Origin of the sequence: Fibrella forsythiae (assembly GCF_017353175.1) — a bacterium.
In the GTDB taxonomy this organism is placed as follows: domain Bacteria; phylum Bacteroidota; class Bacteroidia; order Cytophagales; family Spirosomataceae; genus Fibrella; species Fibrella forsythiae.
Genome location: NZ_JAFMYW010000001.1, coordinates 1116507 through 1129092, shown reverse-complemented (window position 1 = coordinate 1129092; position 12586 = coordinate 1116507). Strand labels below are relative to the sequence as shown.

Sequence of the window (12586 nt, the reverse complement as noted above, 5' to 3'; positions counted from 1 at the left end):
TGTTAGACCTATTGGCAGGCAGGGCAATTCGCGGCTGGCTGGGCTGCGTTTGATGAGAGCCCAATCAACACATGGGCCAGGGCATTTCAGCGTGGGTCAGACCAGGGGGTATACATGCCAACGTGCCGGTACGTTTGTGATTGAACACAAACGTACCGGCACGTTATTGCTATCAGTATTGGATGAAAAAATGGGTGTCTGCTGGTTAAAGCAGCGCCTGCCTATCGTCCGCCGGCATCGTCGTTCTGTACTTTCTTGCTCTGCTTGCCGCCTGCACTCATCTGCCCAAATCGCCATTCGAACGCCAGCCGGAACGAGCGCGTCAGGAAGAACGATCGCGTTTCCGATTCAAAGGTCGGTGCCGATAGGGTCAGCGTTTGCCTGATGCCCCGGTTGAATGGATTGTTGATGCCGAGGGTCAGACTCGCTTTTTTTGCCTTCATCTCCCGTTTCAACGCAAAGCCATACCAGTAAAATGGTGAACCGATTCCCTGCAAACTGATCCAGCCGGAGTTTACATTGGCATTGGCCTGAAAGGTGTAATCGTGGGGCAGTTTGTAGGTACTGCTGACGTTCAGATTGCCAACAAGGCCGCTGTTGCTCTGATTCAGGGCGGGGCTACTCAGGTCAACGTACCTGACATCTACGCCCCCGTTCATCGTCCAGTTTTTGTTGGCCTGCCCCGACAGGTTCGTGTTCAGCCCATAGGCCAGGCGTCGGGCCAGGTTCTGGGGCTTACTTAACCCAACGCCTGTTTCATCAACGGTGCGAATGAACTCGATGGCGTTATTTGTCATGCGGAAGTAGAGGGCCGAGTTGATCGACAGGCCCGCTTTCGTGGAAACGCTATGCCCCAACTCAACGGCGTGGTTCAGCTCGGGGTTGAGGTACGGATTGCCCGTTTGCAGATTGCGGGGGTCGCTGGCGTTCACCCAGGGGTTGAGAAACCAGAGCTGTGGCCGCTGAATCCGTTGAGTGTAACTGGCTTTCAGCGTGTGGGTTTTGATGCCTTTCGAGACAGTTACGCTCGGAATCAGGTTAGTGTACCGGGTCGAGAGAGCCGTTTGGGTTGTCAGGAAATTTCCGTCGATGGTTGTTCGCTCCAGTCGCGCACCCAGGTTCAGGTTCCACTTCCGTTTGGTTTCCAGGCGCAACGCCGTGTAGCCCGAAACAATCTGCTGATTGTACTCGAAATCATTCGACTGGCTTGGGTCAACCACAAAGGGCGCTGTACCGTCTGCCGACTGCTCAACGCGGTATTCACTGCCAATGTCGCGCCGGATGGCCTTCAAACCTACCTCCAGTTTGGCCTGCGTGGTATCGCGGCTCGACCGGATCAGGAACGGATGGGTATAATCGGCCTGAAGCGTGTATTCTTTATTACGGCTGTAGTTGGTACTGCGCTGCCGAAAACTAAGCTGTTCTACCTCGTTGAGCGTGTAGCGGTCGGTGTCGTAGAAATAGTTGTCGGGCATTCGGCTAAACTGAGTCAACAGCGTGAATTCGTGATCTGAGTTGACACCGGCAGGCTTGCGAAACGTTTTGGTATAGCCCAGATCGAACTGACTGTTACCATACGGATTACGGAAACGGATATCGTTGCGGAAATACTGAAGCGGCATGCCAGCCGGGTCGGTCAGTTGGTTGATCACCGAACTGTTGTTGGGATAGGAGCCGCCCCAGGCATTGGCTGAAAAGTTGATACGGCTCGTGGTGTCGGGGTCATAATCGAGGCTGAACTCACCGTAGCCGCCAGTGCCTATATTATCGGCGCGGCTCGACTGCGTCAGGATATTCAGCGGCTGGCCGTTCAGTAGCGTTGTGCGTCGGGTATCTGCCTCCCGTATGTTCTGAAACTGGTACCCGTTGGCAGCCAGCGAAACCCCTACCTTTTTGGTCTTCACGGATAGTTTCGTATTCAGGCTGCGGTTCAACGTACCTGCCGAGGCCATCACCGAACCGTTGAATCCCTGAAGGGCTTTTTTGGTAATGATGTTTATGACACCCGCTGCCCCTTCGGCATCATATTTTGCGCCTGGACTAGTTATGACCTCTATGGATTTGATGTTGTCGGCGGGCATTTGCCTGAGGGCATCGGCCAGGTTCCGGGCCATCATCGCCGATGGTTTACCGTTGATCAGCACGCGAATGTTGCTGTTGCCGCGCATCTGAATGTTACCGTCCAGATCTAAGCTGAGGGCGGGCACTTTGCGTAGTACATCGGCAGCCGAACCGCCCGCGTTGGAGATGTCTTTTTCGGCGTTGTAGATGAGTTTATCGCCTTTTTCTTCAATCAGTGATTTCTGGGCCGTAACGGTGAGTTCACCCAGCGTGCGGCTCTCAGACCGGAGCAGCAGCGAGCCGAGGTTCACAATGGCCTGGTCGTCTGCCAGCGTGATCAGCCGGCTACGCGTCTGAAAGCCTATCGATGAGAGCACCAGCGTATAACTCCCCGGCGAAAGGCTGGCCAGTTTGAACGTACCTGTGCTATCTGTGGTACTGCCGCCAATGAGCGCGTTGGCGGTTCGAACCGCAACGGTGGCAAACGGAACGGATTTCGTTGTGGTGGAGTCGACCAGTGTCCCGGTAACGACGATTGTCGGGTTGGATTGGGCAAAAGTAGTCCCAACCCATAGCGCCAGAGCGGCTACGGCTAGAAAAGGCTTCATAAGAGGTTGATTGGATGGAAAGTGGGGAGCAATCCGTTACACGAGCCCGGCTCGGGCAACGGTGAACGGCGGCCTAACGTACGGTATCTGTGTCGTTGCTGTTCAGCGAATGCACCACAGCGGGTTACTGGGTCGCTCTGGTGAGTTTACTGATTAAAGGCCCGAAATGCAGGATAAGGTGTTGAATGAGAAAATAGGCATAGTGTGTTATGGATTGTTGCCCAAAACTAAGCGCGACACCCAGGCCCGTGTTGACAATGGGATGAACCAGCCCAAAAATGGGGTGAACCTGAACGCGCCTGAATACCCTTCACCCTATCTGTGCACCGTAGCGGAATGGCCTTTCACGATAAAGGATGCAAGCTGCTCCTGAACGTTGCATTGCGACCCAAAAAGGCTCACTTATTTTTCTTTCCGCAGAAAAATATTGTTGCTGATCGACTCCAGCCGCACCTCCGGGCCGCCACTCAATACGGTTCCTTCCAGCAGATAACCCACAATCGGATGCTTTTCGCGCTTGTTCTTGAAGTCAATAGTCAGATCGGAATACACTTCGCCCGTGATGGTTTTCATGGCCACGTTGGCACCCCGGTTTCCCGCCCAGCTCATATCTACGTACCCACTGATCGACTTAGCCCAGACAGGACTTGTGGCGCCCTGAATGTCGATGTTGCCATTGATCGTCTCGATCCGTAGGGCGGCCTTCCGGGGCAGGAAAATAACGTAGTTGATCTGGCTGCATACCGAATAGGAAGTGCCATTCTTTTCGGTCTTCCAGGTCGATCTGTTGTTGCCGGGGCAATCCTCTGATCTTCCCTGCTTAATCAGTTCGCGGTCAAAATCCGTGTTCAAGCTGACAGCCTGCGAATTCGATGATGTTTCGACCGTCAGGGCATCGTTCAGTTTGCCGTTGTTGATCAGGGCCGAAATCCGCACCGACGCATCGGCCTTGTCCCAGTAACGTACCTGGATGCTGTCGCCGAATTTCAGGTTGAGATGAACGGCCTGATCTGCCGTCAGCGGTAACGTTTTCGTCATGATTTTCTGGGAGAAAGCAGGGGTCACCAGAAACAGAATCAGCAGTAGAAGCAGGGCGTTTTTCATGGCAGTAGGGGTAGAGAAAAAGACGGAATGATCTGATTTGACGTGATTTGTAGGAAGGGCACTGTGGGGGTTCTGCCGTGTCTTCTTGCTGACGCACGGCCCTTCGACCAGGCGTCAGCAAGGCACGAAAGGGTAATAGCTTACTTCTGCTTTCGGATGTAGATATCGCTGTTGATCGTTTTCAGCTGAAGGTCAACCCCGCCGCCATTGGTGGTACCGTTGGTCGTGTAGCCGCCGCCCATTCTGTTCAGGCCATCTTTTTTGTTCAGGCCCAGGTCGAAATCGGTGTACATGCCCCCATTGATATTACTTAGCTTGAAATTGGCTTTTGTGCTGGCAGGCAGGGTAACGTCGATAGACCCGTTTATGGTAGTGATTGCCGTTGGCTTGCGCTGATTAAGGGCCGAGAAAGCCACCTTTACTTCGCCGTTGGTAGAGTTCGCCACGACGGGCCCCGTCACGTCTGTCAGGTACATGCTGCCGTTGTTGGTCCGGAGTTCCAGGTCGCCATCCACGTTCTGAATGGTCACGTGACCAACGTTCCAGTTTATCTGTTCATAGAGAATCCCCGCTTTCTGTGGGATACGAATCGTGTACGGTATATTCCTGGGTGTAGCGCTCTCGATGCTAACGCCGCCGCCTTCCGTTGTTACGGCCAGGCCAATACCGGTGTTGTCTACGGTAGAATTGTATAATGGCCGCAACCCTTTCGCCTGCTCAGGTACAACCGGTAGTTTAGCCGTAGTCTGGATAATCAGTTCGTTTCCATTGTAGCCCTCAATCTTCAGATTAGCGGCATTCAGCATGATCGTTACTTTCTGATCGTCTGAATTGGCCATCTTCAGTTTATATTCCTTGGTCTGCAAAGGAGCAACCTCACCTTCCTGCACCCGGTATTGGCCAGCGCCCGTTTTTGACTTGGTTTCCTGCGCATAGAGCACAGTGATTCGACTTAGGCATAGAATGCCCAGTAACAGCATTTTTTTCATGATAGTACGTGGTTAATTGATACGCTTTACGAAGGAGATTGTGATGGATTGGTTAGTGCGCCGACGCCCGCTTCGGCTTTAAGCCGTACTACCTCCAGCACCTGCTGATTTCGCGCCAGCCACTGCATATCGGTTGCAGCCCGTTTTTCTTTGATAGCCACCAGCGCGTCGATCAGCGTTAGTTGCACGTTGGGGTCTTTCTGGATCCGCAGTGACTGGATCAGCGCTTCGCGAACGCCCTCTTCCTGCTCGAACCGCAACAGCGCCTGACAGGCCGCCAGCCTCACGTTGACATTCGCGTCGAAGTTGAGCGTATTGATGAGCAGTTGCGTAATCTCCCGGTCGGCGCCGTCTAACGCATAACTCTGATTGACCGCCTGAATCCGGTCGCTGGCCGAGGTCTGCGACTTGGCATCGAACGCCAGCACTTTCTTCATCGATGCCGCTTCCGGCTGATCACTGGAAGCGAGTTCCGCATTGACTGATAGGCTAGCTGCCCAGCGTGTGTACACGTACCCACTCGCAAAGCCGATCAGCAGCAGCGTTACACCAGCCGCCAGGCGCAGACTCCAGGAAGTCAGTTGCCGGACTTTCCCCAGTTGCCGGGGTTCCTGTTTCTGCTCCAGACGGGCCGTGATATCAATTGGCGACTGTTGCAGTTGAGCGGTAGTTACATACTGAAACAGCGGCGCGTGCTGCTGTAAATAAGTCGGTACCTGTTCGGGGTGACTGAAAAAAGCGCGTAGCTGTTTTTCTTCGTCGAGGGTTGTTTCGCCCGCATAATAGCGGGATAACAGCTTATCAATGTCCTGTTTCATAGTTGGTTACTTTAAGATAGCCGTCGCGCAAGCGCTGCCGTGCCCGCGACAGGTTTACCCGTATTGAGTTGAGAGACAGACCGGTTATCTGTTCAATTTCATCAAAGGAATACTCTTCCACATCACGCAGGTGGAGTACCAGTTTCTGAACGTCGGGCAGTTCGTCAATCAGCCGATGCATCTGGCTGGCGCTGTCGATCAGTTCCGTTTGCCGGTACGGCGAAAGCTGGCTGCTGGCCACACTGCTCAGATCGGCATTGTCGACAGGTTTCTGCCGGGCATGGGCCTTCAGGCGATCCAGGCACAGATTTTTGGTCATTTGTACGGCCAGCGCTTCCACACTCTGATAGGCATCCAGTTGCTGTCTGTTCGACCATAAGCGCAGCATCACATCCTGCAAGGCATCCTCGGCGTCTTCGCGGTTGCGCAAAAACATCGTGGCCAGCCTGAAGAGCCGATTTTGGACGGGCAGTATCCGTTGCTTAAACGCGTGTAGGTCCATGTCAATGGCAAAGACGACTACAGCGGGAAAACATTACAGCGTTGGCGAAATTATTTTTGGAGAGGGAGGTAAGGAGGGAGGAATTTGTACGATATTTTCTGGTATAGATCGATATTATATAGTTGATATTCAGGTGGTTATATGCAATGCGTATTGCTTCGCGTTCCGGGCCCTAAGCCTACCAGGGTCGCCTGGTCGAAGGGCACATAGCGCGAAGCAATACGCACGCAAAAGCAATACGCAGACTACTTCGCTTCGCTAACCAATTGAATAAAGTTGGGTAATTTCTCCTTGATTTCTTCAGCCCAGGGCATCAGGCGTAACCGCATCAGCTCTTCGATTGCCAGCGAATCCTGATCCCGATTCATGCTGGCTACGGCCAGTATGCGATTTCCGCTCACGTAGAAGGCGAGGAAATCCTGTTTGGCCACCTTCCCGTGGATGATGATCTCGTCCCACTGATCGGCATGACCGACGTAGGAGAGGCGTTTTTCGTACTGGTTTGTCCAGAAAAAAGGCACTGATTCGCCAACCTGTCTGGCTCTGCCCAGCACGTTCAGCGCCGCAATGATACCGTGTTGCTGCGCCGTTCGCCAATGCTCGATGCGGATGGGCGATTCGCCATTTCGATGATCGGGAAAATGGGCAATATCGCCCACGGCAAACACATCCGGGGCGGCCTGCAGGTACGTATCCACAATAATGCTCTTGTCTTTTTCGAACCGTGGCAGGCTGGCCAGACAGTCTGTATTGGGTTGTACTCCAATGCCCACAATCACGATGTCGGCGGGTAGCTGTTCGCCGTTGTCGAGTAACACCGTTGACACGTGTTCGTCGCCGGCAAACGATTCAACCGTTGCGCCGAGATGGAACGCTACACCGTTGGTTTCGTGCAACTGCTGTAACATGCCACCGATTTCCGGGCCCAGTATTTTTTCGAACAAGACGGTTTCCGGCGTAACAACGGTTACCTGCAACGCGCGTTTCCGAAGACTGGCTGCTACCTCCAACCCGATGAAACTGCCCCCAATAACCACCGCCTTCCCACCTTCGGGTAGTTGCTCGACAATCTGCCGGGCGTCGGCGAACGAACGTAATGTACAGATGCCTGCCTTGTCGGCGCCGGGAACCGATAGTGTGTTGGGCGTACTGCCTGTTGCGGCGATCAGCGCATGGAAGTGCATGGAGTCACCGTCGGCAAATGTGATGGTATGGGCTTCTGCGTCAACGCTCGACACCTCGTTGTTGACCTGGACTTCTATGTTATTTTGTTCATAAAACGATTCGCTGCGTAGGGGTACTTTCTCGGCGGAAGCGCGGCCATCGAGGAAATTCTTGCTCAGTTTTGGTCGGTCATACGGCAAGTCATTCTCACGGGTGACCATCACAACGCGACCCCCGAATTTTTCGTCACGGAGCGTTTGGGCGGCAGTCAGTCCGGCAGCGCCGCCGCCAAGAATAACCACCGTTCGATCATCCGCAGGAATCTGTTCCGGGTCTGGATTGCCCGCCAGCGGGGTTTTGGTATCTGGCAAACTCACCCAGATTTGGCCATCTTCCAGGCGTACCGGGTACGTCGGCAGTCCGTCGATGCTGGGTGGGTCGAGCAGATTGCCGTTGGTAATGTCGAAACTGCTGTGATGCCAGGGACAATAGAGGCGATGACCGCAGAGCAATCCTTTTGCCAGCGGTGCCTGATAATGCGGGCAAACGGCACCAACGGCATAGACTGTTTCGCCCACACGCGCTACGAGAATTTTAGTGTCGCCCGCGGTTATTTCCTTCATCTGCCCGTCCACTAATTCGTCGAGTTGGGCAACGGCAAGTTCGTTCATGTCGTTGTTCGTTTATATAGATATCGGTTTACCAGCCCTTCACGCTGGTTCGTATTCGGCATAGATATGGCCCCGAAGCCATGTATAGCGTAGATCCGTCATCGCCCCAGGCTACGTTGGCGATGGTTTCGCCCGTGCTGATCCGGCCAAGTAATACTCCGGTTGGGGTGAGTATCAGCACGCCGCCATGCCCGGTTGCCCATACGTTCCCGTCGCGATCTACTTTTAGCCCATCGGCCCGGTCGTTGGGAAGCTGTTTGGGTACGTTCGACATCTCGAAAAAGACCTTTCCCTTTCCCAGATCACCATCAGCCCGCACCGGATAGGCCATTATCCTGGAGTTGAGCGAGTCTGATTCTGTCAGGTAAAGCGTTTGCTCATCGGGTGAAAAAGCCAGTCCATTTGGCCAGTTCAAATCGCGGGTAAGGAGGGCTAACCTGCCGGTCGATGCCAGTCGATATACGCCGCTGAACGGGGTTTCGCGGGTAGAATCTTTCTCCCGTTTGGGCAGGCCGTAGGGTGGATCGGTGAAATAGACGCTGCCCGACGAATGCACCACCACATCGTTGGGGCTATTCAGTCGCTTTCCCTCAAAACTGTCTGTTAGCGTTCGCTTGCCATTTTTTGGGGTCATTGGCAGGATGGCCACGCGTCGGTCGCCGTGTTCGCAGATGAGCAGGTGGCCCTCACGCGTGATGGCCAGACCGTTGGTGCCTGGTTCCTTGCTATAGGGCAGGCGGCCCGTGTAGCCTGTTTCGGTCAGGAATTTCGACAGCCCTTTCGATGGCGACCAGCGATAAATGGTTTGGTGCTCAGAGTCGGAAAACAGCAGCATGACACTATCACGTACCCAGACGGGGCCTTCCAGGTGCCCGAAACCGGAGCCAATAACCTCGATTGTCGCGCCGACCGGAATGAGCTGGTTGAGCCGGGCATCAATCCGAATTACCTCGCCGATTGTGGTCATAGAACCCTGTTTTGCGTTGCCTTTCTGTGGTAGCTGTGCCAGAATAGGAGCCCCGCAGCCTAGTTGCATGCCAGCGAAGACAAACAAAAAAAGATAGAATCTGTAGATCATAAAGGATTTATTCTCCGTAAGTAGTCAACGGCTAGCCGCAAAGGGATGTTAGCTGCCCGTTTGTCTTTATGAGTGAGTGGCCCGATTACGAACAGCCTGGTTGATACACAATGAAAAACCGCTTTTTCTCTCTTCTGATCCTCAGTATGACTGGCCTTGCCGCCAACGCACAAATAGCTCCCGAACTGATAGAGGTGGCCGAATTCGGACCTTATCAACCGGTTGGACTAGCCGTTTCGCAGGACGGGCCGAAAGGGGCGTCTGCACGAATGCCCGGCCGAATCTTTGTGACATTCCCGAAGGGGAAAGTGTACCGGTATGGGCTGGCGGAAATCATCGATGGCCAGCGGAAACCGTACCCTAACGCGCAGATAAACCAGTGGGATTCACTGAAACCCAAAGACCGGTTCATCAATGTGCAGGCGTTGTTTGTAGACCAGACCAACATGCTTTGGGTGCTTGACCCAGCCAATCCGGCAGACAATCCGCCAATCAGTGCGGGTATCAAGCTGCTACGGATCAACCTGAAAACCGACCGGGTGGAACGTACCTACCGCTTCGAGGATCTGCCCCGCGAGCAAACCGGCCTCAACGATGTTCAGGTAGATACCCGGCGGCAGGTAGCGTATCTGTCTGACCCCAAACGGTCGGCCCTGGTGGTGCTGGACCTAACATCGGGTAAGAGCCGGACATTGCTGGAGAAAGACAAGTCGACCTCGGCCGAACCAGGCTTTAAACTCATTATAGAGGGTAAGGAAGTGAAAGACCAGACGGGTAAGTCGTTCAGCAGCAACGTGAATGGTATTGCCCTAACCCACGACTTTCGGTATCTCTACTACCGGGCGATAAACCAGACCAAACTCTACCGTATCGCGACTGACCTGCTGGTCAATCCTAACCTGACACCCGCGCAGGTAGCCGAAGGCGTGGAACTGGTGGGCGAAACAGGTATCTCGCACGGTATGATCGCAGATAAATCGGGTAACGTATACCTCACCGATTCGCCAAATAAAGCCATCCGCCGGGTAACGCCCGATGGTAAACTGGAAACGGTGGTACGTGACCAACGACTAATATGGCCCGATAGCTTCGGAATCGGGCCGGATGGGTATCTCTACGTCACCGCTGCCCAGATCAACCGTACAGCCAAAAATAACGACGGTCAGGATAAAGTCAGCTACCCGTTCAGGCTGTTCAAAGTGAAGCTTTAACATAGTTAACGGGTCTTATTCAAACCCGTTAACCGTTACCCAATTAGTTTCTCCACGGTAATCGGCAGATCGTAATGGCGTTTGCCGGTGGCGTGGTAAATGGCGTTGGCGATGGCGGAAACCGTGCCAACAATGCCAATTTCGCCAATTCCCTTTACTCCCGCCGGGTTAACCGTTTCGTCGGCCTCGTCAATGAAAATGGCGTCTATATCCCGGATATCGGCGTTGACGGGTACGTGGTATTCGGCCAGATTTGGGTTCATAATCCGGGCATTGCGCGTATCTAATGCGGCGTATTCGTGCAGGGCCATACTGACCCCCCACACCATGCCTCCCAGAATCTGACTTTTGGCCGTTTTGGCATTCACGATCTTACCGGCGGCGATATTGCCCAGCATTCGGGAGATACGTACCTCGCCCAGCGCCTCGTCGACGCGTACTTCCACGAAGATGGCGCCAAAGGCACTCATCGAATGGGTTTCTTTCTCGGCCCCCGACTTCGACAACGTAGTGGCTTCAATGGGCTTGTTGCCGTTTCGCTTCAGGAGACTGGTAAAAGATTCCCCTTTCTTGGGGTCAGACTTAGATTCAAGCCTGCCGTTCTTGGCTTCGATCTCGGCTTCAGCTACAGCATACAACGGTGATTTCTTATCGCTATAGGCCATTTTTTTTGCCTTTTTCAGTACCTCCTGCGCCGCCTGTGTCACTGCCGATCCGGTAGTAACGGTGGTTCGCGAGCCGCCCGAGCCTACAGCTTCCGGGTATTTCGAGTCACCGGCTCCGAGCGTTACCTGGTCGGGCGATAGGCCAAGCACCTCGGCGGCAAGCTGGTTCATGATCGTGAACGTACCTGTACCCAAATCCTGCGTTCCTGTTTCAAGCCTGACAGTACCATCGGTATTCAGGCGAACCATTGCCGTTGATTCGCCCCGGTTGACGGGGTAAACCGTGGTAGCCATACCCATGCCAACGAGGTAATTGCCATCGCGGGTAGCGCGGGGCTGCTTTGCCCGTTTCGACCAGCCAAACTGGTCGGCCCCCTGCTGATAGCATTCCCGAAGTGATTTGCTGGAGAAAGGCCGGTTCCTGTGCGGGTCTTCTTCGGCGTAGTTTTTTAACCGGAATTGAAGTGGGTCGATCTTAAGCTTGTCAGCCATTTCATCGATAGCGCACTCCAGCGCAAAGACGCCCGGCGCTTCGCCCGGTGCCCGCATGGGTGAGGTAGAACCCACATTCGCCTTGATGAACTTGTGTGTCGTGGCCAGATTCGGGCAGGCGTACAGCATCCGGGTGATGGTGCCGGCGGGTTCCATAAACTCGTCGAAGGCAGACGTTTGAGCAAGGGTATCGTGGGTCATCGCCGTCAGTTGCCCGTCGGCCGTAGCGCCCACGTTCATGGTCTGCACCGTTGCCGATCGAGAGCCAACCATGCCAAACATATGCTCTCGTTTCAGCACCAGTTTAACGGGTTTGCCCACCAGTTTTGCCGCCATCGGCCCAAGCATCGCCTGCGAGAACGTGGTGCCTTTACTACCAAATCCCCCGCCCAGATACTGCGTAATCACCCGGACATTTTCCTTGGGCATGCCAAAAAGTTCGGCCACTCGTTTCTGATAGCCCGAAATGCCCTGGGTGGTCGTATACATGGTCAGTTTGTCGCCCTCCCAAAACGACAGAACCGCGTGCGGCTCCAGCGCATTATGAAACTGCGTTGGGGTTTTGTACGTCGCCTCGAGGGTGGAGGCAGCTCCCGCCATCCCTTTTTTTACGTCGCCGCGTGTGGTATCTACCTGGTCGTCTACACGGGGCAACCGGGGGGGAGTAAGCGGTTTATCGGTGCTGGTCGGCAGGCCGGGTTTAACTGGTTCTGTAGCATAAGTAACCCGCACAAGCGACGCGCCCTCAACGGCCTGTTCGAACGTGTCGGCAATAACCATCGCAATTGGCTGGTTGTTGTAATGCACCAGGTTGTCCTGAAATACATGCAACACCCGGTCAGAAGCCGTTTCGCCTGACTTGTTTTTGTCCATACCGCCCAGTTTCGGCGCATTGGTGTGCGACATCACCGCCAGTATGCCGGGGAGTCTGAGTGTTTCGGTTGTATCGAGCGTCTGAATGGTACCATTGGCAACGGTACTCATCACCAGTACTCCGTGTACCAGCCCTGGCCGTTTCACATCAGCCGAATACCGGGCCGATCCGGTCACTTTCTGCGTTCCGTCGATCCGGTCGATTGGATCACCGATTAGTTTCTTTGCCATAAGTTGAAATGTCAATATGCCTGAGGCGCCAGTACCTTCGCTGTTATTGGGTGGAAACGGTTGTCATTGAGTGGTTCATTGTTACCCGAAACGATGAATGACAGCGAAGCATACCGACC

The 12586-nt window shown here is 54.2% G+C and carries 9 protein-coding genes; 1 reads left to right on the top strand and 8 read right to left on the bottom strand.

Features of this window, described 5'->3' with window-relative positions; genetic code table 11:
• Positions 1-221: 221 nt before the first annotated feature.
• The 7 genes from J2I46_RS05135 to J2I46_RS05105 form a co-directional block, all read right to left on the bottom strand.
• The gene (locus J2I46_RS05135) at positions 222-2669 is read right to left on the bottom strand and encodes a TonB-dependent receptor (RefSeq protein ID WP_207327843.1); all 2448 of its coding nucleotides are present in this window, start codon (positions 2667-2669) and stop codon (positions 222-224) included.
• A gap of 402 nt (positions 2670-3071) precedes the next feature.
• Positions 3072-3773 (bottom strand): DUF4097 family beta strand repeat-containing protein, encoded by a 702-nt coding sequence (locus J2I46_RS05130; RefSeq protein WP_207327842.1) that lies wholly within the window; start codon positions 3771-3773, stop codon positions 3072-3074.
• A gap of 140 nt (positions 3774-3913) precedes the next feature.
• Positions 3914-4762: a DUF4097 family beta strand repeat-containing protein gene (locus J2I46_RS05125; RefSeq protein ID WP_207327841.1), complete on the bottom strand. Its 849-nt coding sequence runs from the start codon at positions 4760-4762 to the stop codon at positions 3914-3916.
• Between the two features lie 26 nt (positions 4763-4788).
• On the bottom strand, positions 4789-5580 hold the full coding sequence (locus tag J2I46_RS05120; protein ID WP_207327840.1) for a HEAT repeat domain-containing protein: 792 nt from the start codon (positions 5578-5580) through the stop codon (positions 4789-4791).
• Positions 5564-6082, bottom strand: coding sequence for a GFO_1088 family ECF-type sigma factor (locus J2I46_RS05115; RefSeq protein WP_207327839.1), 519 nt, complete (start codon positions 6080-6082; stop codon positions 5564-5566). Before J2I46_RS05115 ends, J2I46_RS05120 begins: the two co-directional genes overlap by 17 nt.
• A gap of 245 nt (positions 6083-6327) precedes the next feature.
• Complete coding sequence (locus tag J2I46_RS05110) at positions 6328-7917, bottom strand: FAD-dependent oxidoreductase (RefSeq protein ID WP_207327838.1); 1590 nt, start codon at positions 7915-7917, stop codon at positions 6328-6330.
• Positions 7918-7945: 28 nt separating this feature from the next.
• Positions 7946-8971, bottom strand: a complete 1026-nt coding sequence (locus J2I46_RS05105; RefSeq protein ID WP_229379509.1) for an SMP-30/gluconolactonase/LRE family protein — start codon at positions 8969-8971, stop codon at positions 7946-7948.
• A gap of 134 nt (positions 8972-9105) precedes the next feature.
• Between J2I46_RS05105 and J2I46_RS05100 the strand changes: the two genes are divergently transcribed.
• Positions 9106-10206, top strand: a complete 1101-nt coding sequence (locus J2I46_RS05100; RefSeq protein WP_229379508.1) for an SMP-30/gluconolactonase/LRE family protein — start codon at positions 9106-9108, stop codon at positions 10204-10206.
• 35 nt (positions 10207-10241) lie between these two features.
• Here J2I46_RS05100 and J2I46_RS05095 read toward each other — a convergent pair whose 3' ends face one another.
• On the bottom strand, positions 10242-12467 hold the full coding sequence (locus tag J2I46_RS05095; RefSeq protein WP_207327837.1) for a xanthine dehydrogenase family protein molybdopterin-binding subunit: 2226 nt from the start codon (positions 12465-12467) through the stop codon (positions 10242-10244).
• Between the last annotated feature and the right edge of the window lie 119 nt (positions 12468-12586).

Bases quoted from the DNA above. Each gene is read 5' to 3' on its own strand.
- J2I46_RS05135 (WP_207327843.1), bottom strand. From the start codon at position 2,669: ATGAAGCCTTTTCTAGCCGTAGCCGCTCTGGCGCTATGGGTTGGGACT.
- J2I46_RS05130 (WP_207327842.1), bottom strand. From the start codon at position 3,773: ATGAAAAACGCCCTGCTTCTACTGCTGATTCTGTTTCTGGTGACCCCT.
- J2I46_RS05125 (WP_207327841.1), bottom strand. From the start codon at position 4,762: ATGAAAAAAATGCTGTTACTGGGCATTCTATGCCTAAGTCGAATCACT.
- J2I46_RS05120 (WP_207327840.1), bottom strand. From the start codon at position 5,580: ATGAAACAGGACATTGATAAGCTGTTATCCCGCTATTATGCGGGCGAA.
- J2I46_RS05115 (WP_207327839.1), bottom strand. From the start codon at position 6,082: ATGGACCTACACGCGTTTAAGCAACGGATACTGCCCGTCCAAAATCGG.
- J2I46_RS05110 (WP_207327838.1), bottom strand. From the start codon at position 7,917: ATGAACGAACTTGCCGTTGCCCAACTCGACGAATTAGTGGACGGGCAG.
- J2I46_RS05100 (WP_229379508.1), top strand. From the start codon at position 9,106: ATGAAAAACCGCTTTTTCTCTCTTCTGATCCTCAGTATGACTGGCCTT.
- J2I46_RS05095 (WP_207327837.1), bottom strand. From the start codon at position 12,467: ATGGCAAAGAAACTAATCGGTGATCCAATCGACCGGATCGACGGAACG.